The organism is Candidatus Desulfosporosinus nitrosoreducens, assembly GCF_030954495.1.
Lineage (GTDB): Bacteria > Bacillota > Desulfitobacteriia > Desulfitobacteriales > Desulfitobacteriaceae > Desulfosporosinus > Desulfosporosinus nitrosoreducens.
In genome coordinates, this window is the sequence record NZ_JAVHUW010000064.1 from 52,284 (window position 1) to 71,176 (window position 18,893).

At 45.5% G+C, this 18,893-nt stretch carries 18 protein-coding genes; all 18 read right to left on the reverse strand.

Annotation, left to right across the window (positions count from 1 at the left end):
• Window positions 1-56: 56 nt before the first annotated feature.
• The 18 genes from REC12_RS15870 to REC12_RS15955 all read right to left on the reverse strand — a co-directional run bounded on the left by REC12_RS15870 (window position 57) and on the right by REC12_RS15955 (window position 18,730).
• Complete coding sequence (locus REC12_RS15870) at window positions 57-704, reverse strand: DUF1638 domain-containing protein (RefSeq protein WP_308896151.1); 648 nt, start codon at window positions 702-704, stop codon at window positions 57-59.
• Between the two features lie 282 nt (window positions 705-986).
• The gene (locus REC12_RS15875) at window positions 987-2,486 is read right to left on the reverse strand and encodes an aldehyde dehydrogenase (RefSeq protein WP_308896153.1); all 1,500 of its coding nucleotides are present in this window, start codon (window positions 2,484-2,486) and stop codon (window positions 987-989) included.
• A 164-nt stretch (window positions 2,487-2,650) separates the two neighbouring features.
• Window positions 2,651-3,547 carry a 4-hydroxy-tetrahydrodipicolinate synthase gene (dapA, locus tag REC12_RS15880; RefSeq protein WP_308896155.1) on the reverse strand — a complete coding sequence of 299 codons (897 nt, stop codon included), beginning with the start codon at window positions 3,545-3,547 and terminating at the stop codon, window positions 2,651-2,653.
• Between the two features lie 138 nt (window positions 3,548-3,685).
• Window positions 3,686-4,582, reverse strand: coding sequence for a 4-hydroxy-tetrahydrodipicolinate synthase (gene dapA, locus REC12_RS15885; RefSeq protein ID WP_308896156.1), 897 nt, complete (start codon window positions 4,580-4,582; stop codon window positions 3,686-3,688).
• 50 nt (window positions 4,583-4,632) lie between these two features.
• Window positions 4,633-5,820 carry an NAD(P)/FAD-dependent oxidoreductase gene (locus tag REC12_RS15890; RefSeq protein WP_308896158.1) on the reverse strand — a complete coding sequence of 396 codons (1,188 nt, stop codon included), beginning with the start codon at window positions 5,818-5,820 and terminating at the stop codon, window positions 4,633-4,635.
• Complete coding sequence (locus REC12_RS15895; RefSeq protein ID WP_308896160.1) at window positions 5,813-6,088, reverse strand: (2Fe-2S)-binding protein; 276 nt, start codon at window positions 6,086-6,088, stop codon at window positions 5,813-5,815. The genes REC12_RS15890 and REC12_RS15895 overlap by 8 nt, the downstream gene beginning before the upstream one ends.
• A gap of 28 nt (window positions 6,089-6,116) precedes the next feature.
• Window positions 6,117-7,343, reverse strand: a complete 1,227-nt coding sequence (locus tag REC12_RS15900) for an NAD(P)/FAD-dependent oxidoreductase (RefSeq protein WP_308896162.1) — start codon at window positions 7,341-7,343, stop codon at window positions 6,117-6,119.
• The gene (locus REC12_RS15905) at window positions 7,336-7,671 is read right to left on the reverse strand and encodes a (2Fe-2S)-binding protein (RefSeq protein WP_308896164.1); all 336 of its coding nucleotides are present in this window, start codon (window positions 7,669-7,671) and stop codon (window positions 7,336-7,338) included. Before REC12_RS15905 ends, REC12_RS15900 begins: the two co-directional genes overlap by 8 nt.
• Before the next feature lie 125 nt (window positions 7,672-7,796).
• A complete protein-coding gene (locus REC12_RS15910; RefSeq protein WP_308896166.1) occupies window positions 7,797-9,533 on the reverse strand; it encodes a methyl-accepting chemotaxis protein in 1,737 nt (578 codons plus the stop codon).
• 41 nt (window positions 9,534-9,574) lie between these two features.
• The gene (locus REC12_RS15915; protein ID WP_308896167.1) at window positions 9,575-10,372 is read right to left on the reverse strand and encodes a methyltetrahydrofolate cobalamin methyltransferase; all 798 of its coding nucleotides are present in this window, start codon (window positions 10,370-10,372) and stop codon (window positions 9,575-9,577) included.
• 101 nt (window positions 10,373-10,473) lie between these two features.
• The gene (locus REC12_RS15920) at window positions 10,474-11,100 is read right to left on the reverse strand and encodes a cobalamin B12-binding domain-containing protein (RefSeq protein ID WP_308896168.1); all 627 of its coding nucleotides are present in this window, start codon (window positions 11,098-11,100) and stop codon (window positions 10,474-10,476) included.
• Between the two features lie 155 nt (window positions 11,101-11,255).
• Window positions 11,256-12,152, reverse strand: a complete 897-nt coding sequence (locus tag REC12_RS15925) for a sugar phosphate isomerase/epimerase family protein (protein ID WP_308896170.1) — start codon at window positions 12,150-12,152, stop codon at window positions 11,256-11,258.
• Window positions 12,153-12,177: 25 nt separating this feature from the next.
• Window positions 12,178-13,611, reverse strand: coding sequence for a trimethylamine methyltransferase family protein (locus REC12_RS15930; protein WP_308896172.1), 1,434 nt, complete (start codon window positions 13,609-13,611; stop codon window positions 12,178-12,180).
• A 219-nt stretch (window positions 13,612-13,830) separates the two neighbouring features.
• Window positions 13,831-14,538 (reverse strand): ABC transporter ATP-binding protein, encoded by a 708-nt coding sequence (locus REC12_RS15935; protein WP_308896174.1) that lies wholly within the window; start codon window positions 14,536-14,538, stop codon window positions 13,831-13,833.
• Window positions 14,539-14,606: 68 nt separating this feature from the next.
• A complete protein-coding gene (locus tag REC12_RS15940; protein ID WP_308896310.1) occupies window positions 14,607-15,326 on the reverse strand; it encodes an ABC transporter ATP-binding protein in 720 nt (239 codons plus the stop codon).
• 87 nt (window positions 15,327-15,413) lie between these two features.
• Window positions 15,414-16,691 (reverse strand): ABC transporter substrate-binding protein, encoded by a 1,278-nt coding sequence (locus REC12_RS15945; protein ID WP_308896175.1) that lies wholly within the window; start codon window positions 16,689-16,691, stop codon window positions 15,414-15,416.
• A 142-nt stretch (window positions 16,692-16,833) separates the two neighbouring features.
• Window positions 16,834-17,841: a branched-chain amino acid ABC transporter permease gene (locus tag REC12_RS15950; RefSeq protein ID WP_308896176.1), complete on the reverse strand. Its 1,008-nt coding sequence runs from the start codon at window positions 17,839-17,841 to the stop codon at window positions 16,834-16,836.
• A 13-nt stretch (window positions 17,842-17,854) separates the two neighbouring features.
• Window positions 17,855-18,730 (reverse strand): branched-chain amino acid ABC transporter permease, encoded by an 876-nt coding sequence (locus tag REC12_RS15955; protein ID WP_308896178.1) that lies wholly within the window; start codon window positions 18,728-18,730, stop codon window positions 17,855-17,857.
• Window positions 18,731-18,893: the final 163 nt, after the last annotated feature.

Consider the following 18,893-nt stretch of genomic DNA (forward strand, 5'->3'; position numbering starts at 1 on the left):
AGGCCATGCCTTCCAAGTCTACTTTTCACTATAATATAAATTGCTACAAAGATTAATTATAAGAAACTACGATTTATGACGATCCTCCCGGGAAGCGAAACCACAAATTCGTCATCCCAATCTCCCTGCAATAGCTTTGCTAAAAGGCGCAGCGAACCCTTCCGTTCTTCACATTCAACTTTAAGATACTTTGCCACTTGCCGCGTATACTCTGTCAACTCTTCATGACAGCCTACTCCGGTATCAATAAAGACCACTCGCTGATAATGTTTATATTGGGCATCAATCATCCATTGGGCATTTTCTTCTCCGTAAGTTTCCGCATAACACTTAAACTCAGCCAATGGTTCAGCTCCCTGATCGATCCAGCCCTTGCTCAAATAAATCGAAGCCGGAAATTGCTCGAACTCTTTATCATAAATTTCCCTGGCTCCCATCAAAATACTTATACAATCATGCACTCTGGGGATCACGAGCGTATGCCGTTCCGAATTAAGGTTAACAACGCCGTTAGAACATAGGCCGTAACCAAACAACAACGTGTCATGATCGTAATCGGCATTGATACGCTCTTGAAGTTCAGATTGCAATTTCTGCGGGGTCCTATGCAGGGCATAAGGCAATAGTTCCAACTCAATTTCCGGGGGGAGGATTGCGCGTATTTCATCAGCCATTGTATAACAAGCGAAGATTTTAGCTTTCATCGTTCCTCCTTCCACCATGGACGACCGATTGCAGCAACCTTAAGGCGCGTCTGCTCAGGCTCCAGGTGCATTCCAAAATCTATAGTTTGAAACGTTCAGCCAATTTTCATTTTACCAGCCCAGCAAAGGCAATGGGCCCTCCTTTCCAAACGAGCCGCTGAAAACAGTCGGATTATAAACCAGGCTAAGCAGAGTCTATCAGTGCTTAGCCTGGTTTACGCTTCAATTTGCCTAAGAAAATGCATACTTGCCCTTTGTTTTCGGGTTCATGGCTGCCGGCTTCTAGCGGATTTTCAGCCAAATAGTCTTCATTTCAGTATACTGCCGGCTGGCCCAAAGGGACTTATCTCTGCCAATAAATCCTGACTGTTTGAATCCGCCAAAGGGAGTGCCAAAATCTCCTTCAGAAAAACAATTAACTGAAATTGTGCCTGCTTGAATTGCTCTGGACAGCCTATGAACTTGATTGACGTCATTGGACCAGATTGAGGCATGAAGACCATATTCCGTATCATTAGCCATCCGGATGGCTTCCTCTTCATCGCTAAAGGTCATCACTGCCAAAACCGGTCCGAAGATTTCCTCCTTGGCAATCGTCATCTCTGAAGTAACATTGTCAAAAATCGTGGGTTCGATAAAGTATCCTCCTGTTTCCGGCAATATTTGACGTCCCCCGCAGACAAGAGTTGCTCCTTCGGCTTTCGCAGTTTCAATATAGGCGAGGACCTTTTCCATATGAGGTTTTTCGATCATTGAACCTAAACGGAATTGAGGATCTAAAGGATCTCCCACTGTCCAAGCCTTCGTTTTTTCAAGGACCGCCTCTAATAGGGCGTTCTTAATGTCTTTATGCACAAGCAAGCGGGAGTTAGCGCTGCAATTTTCCCCCATATTCCAAAATGCGGCTTGAACGATTCCCTCCGCAGCGGTATCCAGATCTTTAACATCAGGCATAACGATACAAGGATTTTTGCCCCCTAACTCAAGCAGAACACGTTTTAGATTTGATTTGCCGGAATACTCCAGCAAAGTGCGTCCTACCGCCGTTGAGCCGGTAAAAGTCAGCAAATTGACATCAGGATGCGTAGCGATAGCCTCACCGACCACTGCTCCGGAGCCGGTGACGACATTTAAAACCCCCTGGGGCAGTCCCGCTGCCATGGCTAATTCAGCGATCCTCAGCATGGTTAAGGTAGTAAGTTTTGAGGGCTTAACCACAACGCTGTTACCGCTCGCTAAAATAGGTCCCAGTTTCCAGGCCGCCATCAACATCGGAAAATTCCAAGGCAGTATAGCCCCCACAACCCCTATGGGTTCCCGTACAATCATACTTACAATATCCTGACCGGATGCCGTGATCTGATCCTCAAGTTTATCCGCGGCTTCCCCATACCAGGCAATACACTCCGCAGTTTCATAGACATCGGTTTCGGCAATATCTGAAATGGGCCTGCCGCTGTCTAAGGTTTCCATAACGGCCAGTTCGTCCTTGTGTTCAATAATGAGATCGCGCATTTTTTCCAGAACCTTTTTTCTTTCGGAAGGAGCCAACCCGGACCACCGTTTGTCCTTAAAGGCTCTGCGGGCAGCCTTAACAGCCAGATCAACATCTTCTTCATTGCAGGAAGTAATTTCCGTCAATTTCTCACCGGTAGCCGGATTGTAAGTACTGAAGGTTTTGCCGGATACGGAGTTTACCATTTTCCCGTCAATGAGAGCCATTGTCGGATATTCAATGGTTTGGGCAATTTTATGATAGTCATCTTTACTCAATAAGCCCATAAATATCTCTCCTTTTCGCCTAAGCTTTGATCTTACAGAAGACCCATCTTTTTCAGTATTTTTTCTAAAAAGTATTGCCAGCATCATTTTTATTTTCCCGATATTAAAGATGCTGGCAATTTTATAGAAATTAGAAGGAGGAACTTTGTAATAATATCGACCAATTAAAGAACACCCAGGTTTTTCAGTATTTGAACCAATTTTTCGTCTTCCTCAGGGGTTAAAGGCAGTCTCGGCAGGCGACTTGGCCCGGCGGCATGCCCAATTTTATTAACCGCAGCCTTAACGACCTGGACAAGTTTCCCGGAATTTTCAATAAAACTTAACAAGGGCAATATTTTCTGATTAAGCTCCTTAGCTTTCTGAATTTCTCCAGCTTCAACCAGATCAAACAATTGCTGCGACAGGCCGGGAATTATATTGCCGCACACCGCAATCCAGCCAACCGCACCTGCCAGAAATGCCTCGAAGGCAATATCGTCAGTGCCGTTAAAGACTTTCATCCGACCGTCCGTGAGATTGATAATCTCTTTAACTCTTCTGATTTCCATGGAAGCATCTTTAATATAAGCCATATTTTTGAGCTGAGCTATCTTGGCCAGCAGCTCCGCTTTCATATCAATACCGCTCGTGAAGGGGTTGTTATACACCATGACCGGGATATCTACCGCTTCGGAAATCATTTTGAAAAATTCATAGATTTCATTTTCAGCAGGTTTACAGTAATAGGGATTAATGATCAAAGCTCCATCCGCACCAAGTTCCTTAGCATTTTGCGTATACTCTATCACTTCTTTGGTCGTCTCCGCCGCGGTCCCAAGCAACACCGGAACTCTGCCCTTTACATGCTCGACGGCAATTTTCGCCACTCTGAATCTTTCTTCCCGGGAGAGACTGACAAACTCACCGGTACTGCCCAGAGGGCAAAGACCTGCTATTCCTTCACTGATTTGCCAGTCAATATTCTCGCGAATTCCGTTTTCATCAATCTCCTGCTCTTTGGTCATAGGGGTGATCATTACAGTGAAACTGCCGCGGAAATCCTTCATTTTTATTTGCACACTCCTTTTATTTAAAATAGTTTCCATTACCTTTGAGTCGTTATCATCGTTCATTTGCCGGAGTCGTCGGAATCACCGGAATTGCCGGCATTTTTCGCCTGCCTCAAAGGGGTATCCCGCTAAACATAACCTCAATTGCTACCCCAGCAGCGGGAGATTCAGCTTTGTTAAAATATCCTTCAGGGTCTGATCTTCTTCAGGTGTTAACCCTAAACGGGGATGGCGGGCGGGGCCTCCGGCCTGGCCGAGAATATCCATGGCACGTTTAATAATTTGGACATATTTTCCCGACCCTTCGAGGAATTTACAAAGCGGTAAAATTTGATCGTTAATTGCCCAAGCTTCGTCAATGTCACCGTTCTGGAAATAATTGAACATATCTGTCACGAGTTTGGGCACGACATTCCCGGCAACAGAAATCCATCCCGTCGCCCCGACAAAATACGATTCCATCACTAATTCTTCTGAGCCGCAAAAAACCTCGAAAGCGCCCTTGGCGTTCCGGGCCAGGTCTCTGGCTTTACCTATTTCCCCGCTTGATTCTTTAATAAATTTAACATTTTCACACTCTCTGCCGATTTTCAGCATTAATTCAGTGCTCATGTTAATTCCGGATGTAAACGGATTGTTGTACAACATTATCGGCATAGCGACGGCATCTGAAATTTGCTTGTAGTGGAAATAGATTTCATTTTCCTTTGGTTTTCCGTAGTAGGGATTGATGATTAAGGCACAGTCCGCACCGTGGGCTTGAGCCTGTTTGGTGTATTCAAGGGCTTCTTTGGTTGTTTCCGCCGACGTTCCTACGATAACAGGAATCCGGCCCTTTACTTCTTGCATGACGGCTTCAACCATTTGGAATCTCTCTTCTTTTGATAAACTTACGAATTCCCCTGTACTTCCACTGATTACAATTCCGGCAACACCTTGCTTAATAAAGAAGTTGACATTGTTTCTTAAACCTGCCCAGTCAATTTCCTGTGCCTCAGTCATTGGTGTAATGAGTACGCTAAAAGCCCCGCGAATTTTGGACATAAGATAGCCTCCTTTGTTTTTGGCACGTATTCCCCGCCGCCTGATCATTATTAAGCGGACACTTTTTCATCAGCAAAACGGCTGAGCTTGAGCGGCTCTATCGTAATTTCGGTCGTTTCCCCGCAAATTAACTGGCTCATAATCTTTCCGGTGATGAGCGATAAGCCGATTCCGTCACCTTCATGACCGGCCGCTACATAAAAACCGGGAACATCGGTCTGGGAAACAATCGGCATATGGTCGGGTGTATAGGGTCTTAAACCGGCATAGGAGCGGATAACATTAATGTCTCTCATCACTGGGAAAAAGCGAACAGCACGCTGTGCCAAAGCCTTCAGCACCGGATTGTGGCAGGTGATATCCAGGCCCACAAAGCGGCGGCTGCTGCCAATCAGAAAGTTATTGGCATGGGTCGGTTCAAACACAAAGGCAATACCGTATTCAACCATCTCCGGCGGAACATTTCTCTGATAATTATTTCCTTCAAATTTAGCCATGAGATAGCCAAACTCAACAACCTTACGCCTGGCCACAGGGAATGTTCTTTCCGCAACCAGGATCTGACCTTGTCTGGGTTTGACCGGAATATTGAGATTAACCATGGCCCCTATTTCCGGAGCCCATATCCCGGCGGCATTAACAACATTTTTAGTCAATAGTTCTCCCTTATCGGTAATTATCTTAGCAACACTGCCGTCTGAATTCAGTCCAATACCGGTTACCGTGGTATAGGTTAAAATTTCAGCCCCCAGTTTCTTAGCTCCATATATTAAGCCAAAGGCTAAGGCCATCGGATCAAGTGACCCGTCGCACTGAGTCTCCAAGCCGCCGATAATATCCTTAGCCAGCTTGGGCTCATCCTCATGAACTTCGTATTGATCCATAATTCTTACAGGCAGCCCTTGTTCTTGCTGTTTTCGGCAAAACTCCTGGGCAACTTCCATTTCTTGTTCGCTCTCAATAACCAGCAAACTTCCTTTTCTGGTCCAGTGCATATCATAATCAATTTCCTGGGCAAGACCCGGAAACATATCCTGGCTTAGCTTGGCCAGACTGGCGTCATAGCCGGGAAGTTTATCATGGATCAACACATTGCCGTCACACTTGCTTGAAGTCCCTTGGGCAATATCCCCTTTTTCAACCATGATCACTTTCAAGTTTTTCTTTGCCAAATAATATGTAACGGCTGATCCGATAACTCCTCCGCCTATTATTACAACATCAGCACTGCTAGACATGGGCAGCACCACCCAGCACACCAAATAAAACTGGTTTTACAGGCGGTCTGTCCGTTCCCATCTTAATTTCCTCCGGCTTCATTCCTGTTTCCGCCGCTAAGATACGGGCAACGAGCTTTTGACAAGTTCTCCCCTGGCAGGGGCCCATTCCTGCGCGGGTTCTCCGTTTTATGCCGGTGACTGTGCGGGCTCCCTGTCTTATGGCTTCCCGTATTTCTTCATCCGATATTTCTTCACATCTGCAAACCAGGAGCTCAGTGTCCTTCATTGTTCTTCCCCCCTTAAAGGTTAATTGCCTATAATTTGAGGCTTGGCTTCACAAACTCGCTCTCCCACAATTCCTTCATCATTTGTCTGCCCTGATCTACGCCAGGGTTGAATTGTATCGGCGCCTGCTCCCTTTCCTGGCGGACTTTAGCGACAGCTTGTTGCAGCAGAAGATCGACAGAACCTGCTCCTTTGCCGGCTTGTTTGGCAATGGCCAAACCGGCAACAGTTCCCTGGGCCATGGCAATTTTTCCGCTCTCAATCCCCGTAATATTTCCAGCCACGAAAAGGCCGGGAAGAGGCGTCTCCATCCATTCCGCATGAAGCGGAATATGTCCGCCCAGTTCCGGAACAAATTGGAAGGGGCATCCGGCAATTGCGGTAAGTTCCGCCAGGGGATATAACCCTCCGGCAATGCAGACAAAATCTGCTTCATAAATCTTTCCGGAACCCGGAACAATCCCTCCGGCAGGGTCAATATCAACTACGCGCACCCCTTCCACCTGGTTCCTCCCAAGGATTTCCACAGCAGCTTTGCGCAGTTGTAAAGGAGTGCCGCTGATTTTCATACCGCCTTTGGGATAGAAGTTCAAGGCAATTTTTCTGAACAAGCCGATTTTCATAAAAACGCTTCCCCAACGAAGCAAAAACGAAGGAGCAAGATGGGCCGCACTTAAGAGGGATTTGAGCACTTCTTCCGGTTCGCCTGCCTCTTGGCTGATTGGACTTTTTTCCGGCAGGACGATCCGCTCCACTTTGATGCCGGCCATCTGTAATTCAGTCAAAATGGCAAAAGCCAAAATGTTTGCTCCGATAATGATTCCTTTGCTCCCGACTTGAACGCGATGGACATTCGTCATGACTTGTGCGGCCCCGATGGACATAACCCCAGGCAGAGTCCACCCGGGGACCGGGATGGGATATTCCGCGGACCCCGTTGCAACAAGGACATAAGATGCCGTCAGCGTTCCCGCAGTTGTATGCACCTGCCAGAGAGAGTCATCCTTTGCCAAATTAAAAACCGAAACTCCACAGCGGATATCAATCGCTAAAGCTTTAGCCTTCTCCCGCAGGCGCTCCGCTTCTTTAAGCCCATTCCACCACTTACCGGAAGGTTCTTGATAAAGCTGGCCAAGCAGCCTGCCCCCAGGTCTGAAAAATTCATCCAGGACGGTAACTTTCAAACCAAAATCCGCACAAGCAATGGCCCCTGCCAAGCCGGCAGGTCCTGCCCCGATGATAATTACATTACTCATTGTCATCTTCCATCCTCTTAATAGCGTTAGGAAGCTGCTTACCGCTTTCAACCACCATGCCCCGTTTAACTACTGTCAGGCAGGCTCTTATATTGGGTTGCCCGTTAACCGTTACACGGCATTCCAGGCAATGGCCGATGTTGCAGTAAATCCCGCGGGGTTTTCCGCTCACCTCATGCACCCGCAGCGTTCTAACCCCATTTGCCAGCAGTGCGGCGGCAATTGTTTCATTTTCATAAGCCTGATATTTCTTGCCGTCAAATTGAAATGAAATGGCTTTACGTTCCGGTAGTTTTCCCAGGATGGGATGGTCCAGTAATCTCGTCACCTTTTTCCCCCCTTTATATTTTCATTAAACTACCATACAAAATCATGCCCACTTATAATGAGGGCATATCTATCTCGGCAAACCTGCAGAAGTCAATTCTCCATATCTAAATATTCTGTCTTTTCTTAAACCTCAAATTTCCCTACCAGGCCCATCAGCCTTTCCCCGAGCTTGGCCAGTTCCTCAGCCGCTTTGCCGATAGATTCCATCGTCGCCTGCTGCTCCTCTGAAGCGGCGGAAGCCTCTTGGGTGCTATTTTCAGCTTCACCCGCTATACCGGCAATATTGTCCACAGCTTGAACAACCTGAGAAATTCCGGCAGCCATTTGTTGAGTAGCCGTGGATACCTGATGCATCTGACCGACCACTACGTTGATTTCCGCAACAATCATATGAAACGCCGAACCGGTCAAATTCACGGTTTCAACTCCTGCCGCAACTTCGTGCTTGCCTTTTTCCATTCCTTGTACGACACGTTCAGTCTCTCTTTGCATATCTCCAATCAACAAGGCGATTTGCTGGGCCGAAGCAGAAGATTGTTCCGCAAGCTTCCTTACCTCTTCAGCGACAACAGCGAACCCCCGTCCCTGTTCCCCTGCCCGCGCCGCTTCGATGGCGGCGTTTAAGGCCAACAAATTAGTTTGATCGGCAATTCCTTTAATAACATCGACAATTCGCCCGATTTTCAACGATCGTTCACCCAACAACGCTACCGCGGCGGCCGTTTGCACCGTGACCTCCCTGATTTCTTCAATTTTCCGCACAGCGTTTTCAGCCTGAACTACCCCTGATTCGGCAACCCGGACCACTTTCTCACTGCTCTGGCTGACATGCTCCGTATTTTCCACGACCTGGCTGGAATTCGCCGCCAGTTGCTTAATCGTTGCCCTTGTTTCCGCCACAGACTGCGCCTGGCCGATTGCCCCGCTGTCGAGTTGCCCGATCATGGCCGTAACTTGTTCACCGGCTCTGCCGGCATCCCCGGCCGAAGCCGCCAGTTCCTCACTGGCGGCGGCTAAACTGCTTGCCGTATCAATGACTTCTTTTACGATGCGGTTAAGGTCTGAGCTCATTTTATTAAAAGCCTTGGCCAATTCACCTAATTCATCATGAGACCGCACCGGTACTTGCTCGGTCAGTTTACCCCCGGCAATTTCCGTAAAGGCAACTTGTAACAGGGCCAAAGCTTTGACAAGATTCTTGGTGATAAGATAGATGATCAGACCGGTTATAATAATTGCTATCAGGGTCAGTATGATATTTATTAAGCGCGCTAAATTTTCCAGACTATCCATACGCACCTGATTCTGTGCCATCAGCTCGTCAAGGGTGTCCGTAAATTTAGTGAGGTTATCAAACACTTGATCCCTGGGGACCGAAAAGTATTCTTTCTGAGCCTGTATCACCCCTGCCGGGTCTTTTTCAAGAGTTGTTCCGTCTTTACCAAGTTTGAGACAAGTTTGATAAATCATAAAGGCGGAATTATTACCGCTTATATATTTATCAAATTGATCTTTAGCGGCAGTGAGATACTTCAGACTATCCGGATTGATGGTCATTTGGCCGATTACGTCAAAACCATTCATCACATCCCGGACATTTTCCGAATAAGTTTTAAAATATTTATCGGCTTCCTGCTGTGAATTGGATAGCAAATAGTAGGCGCCGGTACTGCTGACAGCCATTGTCTGGTAGCGGAGATTAGCGGCAGTTTTCTGGGCAGCCTGCAAATTATAGACTTCCGATCTTTGCCGGGAAACGATGCTTTGCACGATTATATTGGTAACGGCAACCGCTATAAAGAGAACTATAACCAACGAAAAGCCTAAATAGAGTTTCTTCTTAACAGTTATTTGAATCACTCCTCGTAACCAGGCTTATCCAATTGACTATTCATTTTCAGTTACTCGTACAATCCTTTCCGGTGGGCATTAAGATATCCCATGCAGAAAGAATCCTGTCCCACTAAAGCCTGCGAGGCATAGACAAATCCCATCATAGCTTTGTCCAAAGGATCTAAGATATAAGCGTCCATGCCGGCAGCCATAGTCTGAATCATAAACGCCTGGTTAAGAATCTTCCGGTTAGGCAGCCCAAAAGAAATGTTGCTTAAGCCGCAGGCGGCATGAACCCGGGGGTGTTCCTGCCGGATAAAGCGGACAGTCTCCAGAACATCGAGACCAAACTTTTCTCCGGTGCTGATGGGAGTGATCAGAGGGTCCAGGTAGATATCATCTTCCGCAACCCCTGCGGCGGTCAGATCCCTGATTAACTGACGAACAATTGTTATACGTTCCTCGGCTGAATTAGGAATACCATTATCCCCCATGCACAAAGCGATTACTTTGGCTTTATATTTCAAAACCATAGGCAATACTTTTTCAAATCGTTCTTTTTCCGCAGTAATTGAATTAACCATAGTCTGACCATTCTTGGCCGCCGCCAGCCCCGCCTCCATCGCTTCGGCCCTCGGCGTGTCAAGACAAAGCGGCGCGGACACAGCTTCCTGGACAGTGTTAACAAGCCATTCCATGGTTTCTACCTCGTTATACACCATTGTTCCGCAGTTGACATCCACATAATGGGCCCCGGCTTCAACTTGCTTTTTAGCTAAATCCTGAATAAAAGCGGCGTCTCTTTGCTCGACAGCCGGTTTAACGGCTTTCCGGCTTGTATTTATCAGTTCACCGATGATCAACATACCTTGTCCTCCTTTTTAAGATTTTCCCGAGACGCTCAAAACTCTTCCGCTCAGAAAAAACTTTTCTGCCTTACCGGCCTTAGGCATCTAATTCAATTCCATCAGCTAAGCAGCTTTAAGCACAAATCTGCCGCAGAAGCCGCGTCGGGAGCAAACCCGTCTGCCCCAATTTCATCGGCAAAGTCTTGAGAAATCGGGGCTCCGCCAACAATGCATTTTACTTTTAAGCCTTCTTCTTTGATTAATTCAATAGTATCTTTCATGCTCAACATAGTAGTGGTAAGCAGAGCGGACATAGCAAGGATATCGGGTTTATGTTCTTTTATGGCCGACACAAATTTGTCGGGGGCAACGTCTACGCCTAAGTTAATGACTTTAAAGCCGTTGCTTTCCATCATCATACCCACCAAGTTCTTACCGATATCGTGAAGGTCGCCTTTAACGGTTCCGATTAAGACATTGCCTTTGTTGGGCATATCCTTCTCGGCTATGAACGGTTTTACGATTTCAATCCCGGCTGACATAGATTTCGCACACATAAGTACCTCGGGAACGAACATATCTCCATTTTTAAAACGAACGCCTACGACATTCATGCCGCCAATTAACCCCTCGTTGATGATTTCAATGGGGTTTACTCCTTCATCTACCATGGCCTTGGTTATTTCTTTGACCTCTGCTACCTTGCCGGAAATAACACTTTGCTTCAAAGATTCAAAATTTTTCATGATATTTGTGCTCCCTTCTCATATTGGCTATTGTGTAATTTAGCCAAAATAACTTCTGTACAATTTTTCTTGAACAGACTGCCGATTATCTTGAATAGACTGCCGAAAGATGACAACAATTTGTGCCGACTTTAATTCGTCCGACAAAATCCAGACTATGCTTTTCCCACCCCTAAAACTTCCCGGGCATATCGTATGCTTTTAAGGCAGGCCTCAAGTTGTTTCTTCTGAGCTACTTCGAGGGAGTCGCCTTCCATATCCCATTCGATTTCAAACGTAATACGGTCAGTTGGCGATACTTCTTTAATTAAGCTGTAGACCTTGAGACAATCAATATCGCCATCTCCTAAGGCTACTCCGTGGAAACGCAGTCCGAACTCATCTCTGTCAAGCTTATGGTCACAAAAATGGTTGACAAAAGCATAGGGTGCGAGTTTTTCAACCGCGCTCATTGGATCTTCCAGCACACACATGGAATTAACCGTATCCACACAGGCGCCAACCAGAGGATGATTGATTTGTTTAATCAGCCAAATAACTTCATCCGCATAAGTATCGGTGTGATTTTCTACGGCAAGTTTAATCCCTTTTTTCTCAAGCAGGGGCAAGGTCGCTTTAATTTCTTCATAAATATCTGCCAGTTGTTTCATCACAAGGGGATGAAAGCAACTGCCGTACAAAGGACGGGGACGGATAACATCCAAACTAACCTTGGCAATATCCGCGCCAAGCATGGAAGCAATCTTAATCCCGTCCTCTACGCTGTCATTTATTCTGGAATCAAATTGAGAATTAAGGGAAAAATTATATTCCACATAGAGGTTATGATCCTTCATAGCCTCTCTCACTTCTTTAAGGCGCCCTTCGTCCTTGCTTTCCAAATCACACCCGGTAATGTGAAGTCCGTCTAACCCCCACTCAACCGCATTGTCCATTAATTGATTTAAGGTCATTGCTTTGGGGCGGTATTCGTTAAAATTAGCATAATTTTCACCTAATCCCCAGAGATGAAGAGTATAGGTGTGTAAGCCAAGTTTCATTTTCTTTGTCACGATTTTCCCCTCCAGAGCTGAGAAACTATCCCAGCCATTTCTTTTCTAATGCCAAGAGATCATTCAGCTTATCTTCCGGCAGGGGCGGAACCTCATGGTTTTCAATGACATAACGAGCCTTTTCGTTTAATCTTTCCGTTAAAGAGGGAAGTTTTTGTCCTTTCTGTAAGACAGAGCGATCGAATAACGTCGGTACCCAAAAATCTTTGAAATGATTGTAAGTGTGTTCATGACTAATATAGCTCTCGCCATTTCCGATTTCGTTGACTACATCAAGGGCCAGAGTTTCGTCACTGACATGAATCCCGCCCAGGATCTTTCTGACCATCCCTTGAATTTCATTGGCCAGAAGGAGAACTTCAGGACAAGTTACCGTTGCCTGATCCATCAAACCAGTGTCGTGAACAAGATTAGCTCCGCTTAAGCCGGCCATTAAACAGGATACTGCTATTTCCGCGGCTGCCTGTTGATCTACGGTTTTGGCATCGACACAACCCGCTGTGCCCCAGACAGGTATCTTAAAATAATGCAGTATATCGGTAAGACCCGCCACACTCAGGCTCATTTCCGGCGCTCCATAGGAGAAACGGGTTGTCTTCATGTCCATAATTGAGGCCACACCGCCGCTGATGAAGGGTGCGCCGGGTTTTGTAAGCTGATGAACGACCATACCGGTAAAGGCTTCCGCTAAATTCTGGGCCAGCATACCTGCTAAAGTTGCGGGCGCTGTCGCACCGGCCATGGGCATTGGATAGTAGACCAAGGGAATTCCTTTTTCCGCACAAATTTGTACTTCTTTCATGGCATTGCCATCATGGCTCAGCGGGCTTATCGGTTCCTGAATGTGGAAGATGTAGGGGTTCATTCGTAATTCTTCATAGCCACCGGCGACAATTGCCGCCATATCAATAATGTCCAATAAAGAATCTGCGTTGGTACAGCTAAAGCCTATTGGTTTTCTCATATAAAGCATCATTTGTCTGATGATTACCCGGTCGGCAACATCCCTTGGCGCATCGGCACTAAAGCAGGCATTTAATACAAAGTCTATATTAGGGCAATAATCAATAACTTTGGCCAGATCTTTACCGTCCTGACTTGTGAAAGGGCGTCTTTCGCCGCTATAAGGATCAAGGTAATCAGGGTTATCAGGGTTGCAGCCAAAGTAAACATTGTTATCTTCTAAGAATAATTTTCTTTCCCCATCCCTGTTGCAGAGAACTACCCGGGGCGGTACTGTTTTCAAAGCACGTTCTACCAGAAATGCCGGAATTCTTACCCTGTTTTTCGGGCCCACGAGAGCGCCGTGATCAGCGAGGAGTTGGAGGATTTCCTTACTGTCGACATTCATTCCTGTTCTTTCCAGAATCTCCAGGGCGGCTAAATAGATTGCTTTGATCTGATCGTCAGACAATACACGCATTTGGGGTGTGGCAAATTGTGTAAAATTTGATCTCATGTTTGACCTCTCCTTAATTTTTTTCTATTTAAAAATTTATTTTTACATATGGAAAATATTCTTCATTGATTTATTTATTCCTGCTAACCTGAAAAATTAATTTCAAAATTTTTCGGCATTAGTCACTGTGATTTGCCAACAGCGTTTTCCATAAGCAATACGATTCAGTCTTGTTAATTACTGCCCATGTCTGGTTACTTTTGTTTCAGTCTGCATCTTTTAAACAATCCCCAGATAAGACTTCCGGACATGTTCATTTTTCAATAATTCAGAACTCGAACCTTCCAGACTAATTTGCCCTTGCTCCAATACATAAGCTCTATCAACAATCTTCAAAGTCGTATTAACGTTCTGCTCAACCAACAAAACCGTAACTCCCCTCTTGGTTAATTCTTTTAAGGTTTCGAATACTGCTAATACTAACTTGGGAGCAAGACCTAAGGAAGGTTCATCAACTAACATAAGTTTAGGACTAGACATTAACCCCCTGGCTATAGCCAGCATCTTGCGCTCGCCGCCGCTTAAAGTACCTGCACTTTGCTTTTTGCGCTCAGCTAACCTGGGGAATAGTTCCAAGACATCTTTAAGTATCGCTTTGGCTTTTCCTTTGTCACGAATGCTGTAGGCGCCCAAAGAGAGATTTTCATAAACGGTCATACCAGAAAAAAGGCAGCCATCATCCGTCACAAAACTGATTCCCAGCCTGGTTATCTGCTGGGGCTGTTTGGCATCAATTCTTTGTCCCATATAGACTATTTCGCCTGCCGTCGGCTTGACGAGTCCCGCAATCGTCCGCAATGTTGTCGTTTTTCCCACACCGTTCGGGCCGATTAAGGCCACGAACTCGCCTTGATCTACAGAAAGGGAAATATCCCACAATACTCCCAGCTTACCGTATCCGGCATTAACCTTGCTCAATTTCAGCATTTAATCAACTCCTACCAGGAAGTTAGTACAGAAGACGTCAGCAATAACACTTAAAACACCGCCATAGATTAATGAACTAGCTCCTCTCCCAAGTAAGCTTCCTTGACTTTAGGATTATCTTTTATCTCAGCAGTAGTTCCTTCAGCTATTTTTTTACCAAACTGAAGAACCGCAATACGATCACATACTTCCATGATAAACTTCATAACATGCTCAATCGAAATTATCGTTACTCCGCCATCTCTAATACGTTTAATTAACTCGATGAATTCCGGCAGTTCTGACGGCGTTAAGCCGGCAGCCACTTCATCAAGCAGTAATAGTTCGCAATTCGTAGCCAAGGCCCGGGCTAACTCCAGTCGTTTCAATTGCATGGTATTCAAATTTTCAGCTATCATTTGTTTGGGCATCGTAAAGCCTACAAAATCCAGCAGTTCTTGCACACTTTTGGAAGATTTTTGCTGCTTTCCCCTCCCAAAGGTTAAAGCAACTTTAACATTTTCCTCTGCGCTGAGTTTGGCAAATGATCTGACGATTTGAAATGTCCTGGCTATCCCTTTATGACAAAGCTGGTGGGAAGACAGTCCGACAATGTTCTGACCTTTAAAGGTCACCGTCCCTTTTTCCGGCTTGTAAAAACCGGATATGCAATTCAAAAAAGTAGTTTTGCCTGCCCCGTTCGGTCCAATTAAGCCAAAAATCTCACCCTGATTAATTGCTAACGACACATTATCGACTGCAACCAATCCACCGAAGCGTTTTCCCACGCCTTCTGCTGTCAAGATCATAGACACACCTACCTTCCCTTCTGGTTTAGGTCAAACGTTTTGTCAGGTGCCCGGTTGTTGCCGGGCACCCGACTATTAAATTTCCGCTTAGTTTTTGACCTTCAGCGGTGCTTGCTTTAAGTCATCCGGCCAAACCACTTGCGGTTTTCCTGAAGAATACTGGAAGACAGGGAAAATGTATTTTCCTTCCCCGACCACCGGGTCCGGAAGAGATTTTTGATCATACTCTATGGATTTGAATAATATACCATTTGTGTATTTTTCTTGTCCGGTGAATAACTTATCCTGAGCGAATTTATAAAGATTGGCACTGGTGAGCTCGCCGTTTTGTTTCAAGCAATCGTTAGCTACCTGAATAAAGAAATTTGTATAATCATAAACTTGTCCGCCTGCCGCCGCGGAAGGATCAAAGCCATATTTAGCCTTAAAGTCAGCCTCGAACTTCTGGGCTTTGTCCGTAACAAACAAGGGACGGTTATCTAAAACATAGTCCGAGGCACTGCCTGTTAAACTGTACATATCGGCGTTTTCACTCAATGCGTCGGCAATGATCAGGCTTTGCAACTTCTGATCCTGGGCCTGCTTTAAGAATGCTGCCATGGAAGGCGGAGAACCGATGGTGCCTGCAATCAGGGAAACGTCTTCACTCTTAAATTTAGTCAGGATTGAGTTAAAATCCGTTTCACCTAATTTGAAATACTGCTGATCCACTACATCCCAACCGGCGGCCTTAAACTCATCAGCAAGGCTTTTCCCAAGGCTTGTGGCCCAGTCGGTCTGCTCACCATAGATAGCCATTTTCTGATTCCTTGGTTTGAAATCACCGTTCTTAATTGCATTTTGGATAGTGTCGGTATAGGCCACGGTCATTTTACTTGATTCGGCCCATCCTTTGGTAATCCAATAATGGTATTTGGGATTGGATAGCCATTTTTGATTAATTGTATCTGCGCCACCCAAGGGGAAGAAGTGCGGTATTTGATATTTAGCCACCACGTCCATGAGCGCTACAGCAACTGAACTATTCCAGTTCAGCATACCCACTTGAATGTGATCCCGCTGAATTGCCTGCTCGTAGGCGGCAACGCCTTTGACCGGATCGGATTGGTCATCGATCCAAACCAGCTTCACCTGATAATCGCCAATCTTGTCACCGACTTGATCAAAAGCCATCTGACAGGCATCCTTGAATTCCATACCAACCTTGGAATAAGGTCCCGTAAGCGGAAGATCGACACCAATGGTTAGAGTTTTCGCCGCATTGCTGCTGCTGTTTGTCGAACTTGATGAGCAACCAGTCAAGATTGAAGTCACCATTAAGCCCGCCACCAAAACGAGAGACGTCAGTTTCAGATGCTTTTTCATTTTACTCCTCCTTTTTTGTAAGTAAGTTGGCTTCTCTTTGGGATATGGTATTTTAGTACAGAGTTAAAATAATTTAATGTTCACCCCCCATTCTTTTCTCAAAACACAGCATTGGTTAATTATTGATTTCCCTAAGGAGAAATCACCCTATAAGTTGTTGTTTTTTTAATTTTGTATTTCGAACAAAATCTTTAACTTTTTCCGCCAGACTAGCAATTCCGCCTGGGAAATAAATCATTACCAGAATAAGCAGCAGACCATAGATTACAAACTTCCACTCCATTAGGCCGTTGAGGTAGGAAAAAACCGGTTCTATAATAAACGCCGCCAACAATGGGCCCCATATGCTGCCTCTCCCGCCGATATAGGCAATCACCAGTATCTCTAAGGTATGAGTAGTCGCCATAACATCCGGGGTTAGAATACCTGTGAAGTGCGCATAAAACCCTCCAACTAAGCCTGCGATAAAACAGGAGATTGTAAAATTAAGCACCTTGTATTTTAAAGGATTTACCCCCGAAGCACGGGCCGCCTCGGCGTCTTGCCCCAAAGCTTTAAAAGCCAGGCCAAATCTGGATTTGGTAACCAATCTTAAAACGATGAAAGTAATAACGCAAATGACTAAAATGACGTAGAAATAAGGTTTGGACCAGGCCGTTTGAAAAAACAAATCCACATTGAGCCCAAGGGCTCCCCGGGTAAAATTTTGAAGGGTATTCGCCATAGCCATGAGTACTAAGCCGACAAACCAGGCCAGGATGGCTGCAAATAAACCGTTCATACGCAGGGAGAGCAAACCAATAATCATTCCAACCAGCATTGCCAGCAAAGCGCCTGCTATGATTCCCAGCCAGGGAGAAACACCAAGGTCAGTTAGGAGGAGAGCTGACGTATAACCGCCTAAACCCATAAGTCCGGCATATCCCCAATTCGCAACGTCGATAAAGCCTGCGGATAAATCAAATCCCATAGCCAAGGTACCGTACATGAGACTTACAACTAATAAATTAATGATGTACTCTTCTCCGATAATGTAAGGAGCAAGTGCCAGTAACGCAAACATAACTACACTAAGCAAAGACAGTCCCATCTTTTTCAGAACCGCATCCACACCGCAAAGTTTAGTATAAATTCCGGATAGCTTCGTCATTATATCGCCTCACCTATACTTTTAAAGTTTTTCCGAACAAGCCGGTTGGTTTAATTAATAAAACCAGAATAATTACGGAAAGGAGAATTACATCCTGCCAGCCTGTCCCCAGATAATAGGCGGCCAGCGTTTCAATAATCGCAACCATAAATCCGCCGACAACAGTTGCTTCAACATTGCCTAACCCGACCAAAATTACTACAAACCAAGACTTATACAAGGGAGTTAAACCCATGAACGGATAAGCGGGAATGAGCGATAACAATACGGCTCCGGCGATCGCCGCCAACATACTGCTCAGGGCAAACGTCAAGGTGTGTATTTTATTGAGTTCTATGCCCATTAACATGGCACCGGTTTCATGTTCTGAAACAGCCAGGATTGCATTGCCCGTCCTAGTCTTTTTCAAAAAGAGCCAGAAGGCGCCGACAGTACCCATGGCAATTATGAAGCCAAACAGTTGGTCGAACGTAACATTAGTGCCAAAAATCCCTATGCCTCCCTTCCAGAGCTGAGTCACTCCTTTAAAGTTAGGGCCTAGCAAAACCTGAGCCAGATTTTGCATTATGATCGACAAACCGGCTGTCAGCATAAAGGTGTTCACGATCCAATCACCCTTGGATCGTTTCCTCAAAGGTTGTAACGTAAGTTTTTCAGCAATAGCGCCAATCAGAAAACCACCTATAGCCGCAATAATTATGCAGACAACCGGGGGCAAACCAAACGTCACACTGGCGAAATACATCAAGTAAGCCCCTACCATGTAAAACTCTCCATGCGCAAAATTCGGGATTTTCATTACTCCGAAGACTAAGGAAAGGCCCATTGCCATTAAGACATAAATACCTCCTCTTAATACCGCCCCTAGCAACAAATTCATAAATATCATTAGTTAACCCCCTTATTAGACCAATTAATTAAACTATCTGCTTTGTGCTTTACTACATGTCATAGATTCACTTCCTTTGATCAGATAATCCTCAGCCAGGAAATTTAGCCCTAACTGAGCAAAGCGCCCGGAATATTTCAATTCGAACCTTCGCTCTTGGTGC

Excerpts from the sequence above, each read along its gene's own strand:
- REC12_RS15870 (WP_308896151.1), bottom strand. The coding sequence starts at position 704 with ATGAAAGCTAAAATCTTCGCTTGTTATACAATGGCTGATGAAATACGC.
- REC12_RS15875 (WP_308896153.1), bottom strand. The coding sequence starts at position 2,486 with ATGGGCTTATTGAGTAAAGATGACTATCATAAAATTGCCCAAACCATT.
- dapA (WP_308896156.1), bottom strand. The coding sequence starts at position 4,582 with ATGTCCAAAATTCGCGGGGCTTTTAGCGTACTCATTACACCAATGACT.
- REC12_RS15890 (WP_308896158.1), bottom strand. The coding sequence starts at position 5,820 with ATGTCTAGCAGTGCTGATGTTGTAATAATAGGCGGAGGAGTTATCGGA.
- REC12_RS15895 (WP_308896160.1), bottom strand. The coding sequence starts at position 6,088 with ATGAAGGACACTGAGCTCCTGGTTTGCAGATGTGAAGAAATATCGGAT.
- REC12_RS15900 (WP_308896162.1), bottom strand. The coding sequence starts at position 7,343 with ATGAGTAATGTAATTATCATCGGGGCAGGACCTGCCGGCTTGGCAGGG.
- REC12_RS15915 (WP_308896167.1), bottom strand. The coding sequence starts at position 10,372 with ATGTTGATCATCGGTGAACTGATAAATACAAGCCGGAAAGCCGTTAAA.
- REC12_RS15920 (WP_308896168.1), bottom strand. The coding sequence starts at position 11,100 with ATGAAAAATTTTGAATCTTTGAAGCAAAGTGTTATTTCCGGCAAGGTA.
- REC12_RS15930 (WP_308896172.1), bottom strand. The coding sequence starts at position 13,611 with ATGAGATCAAATTTTACACAATTTGCCACACCCCAAATGCGTGTATTG.
- REC12_RS15935 (WP_308896174.1), bottom strand. The coding sequence starts at position 14,538 with ATGCTGAAATTGAGCAAGGTTAATGCCGGATACGGTAAGCTGGGAGTA.
- REC12_RS15940 (WP_308896310.1), bottom strand. The coding sequence starts at position 15,326 with ATGATCTTGACAGCAGAAGGCGTGGGAAAACGCTTCGGTGGATTGGTT.
- REC12_RS15945 (WP_308896175.1), bottom strand. The coding sequence starts at position 16,691 with ATGAAAAAGCATCTGAAACTGACGTCTCTCGTTTTGGTGGCGGGCTTA.
- REC12_RS15950 (WP_308896176.1), bottom strand. The coding sequence starts at position 17,841 with ATGACGAAGCTATCCGGAATTTATACTAAACTTTGCGGTGTGGATGCG.
- REC12_RS15955 (WP_308896178.1), bottom strand. The coding sequence starts at position 18,730 with ATGATATTTATGAATTTGTTGCTAGGGGCGGTATTAAGAGGAGGTATT.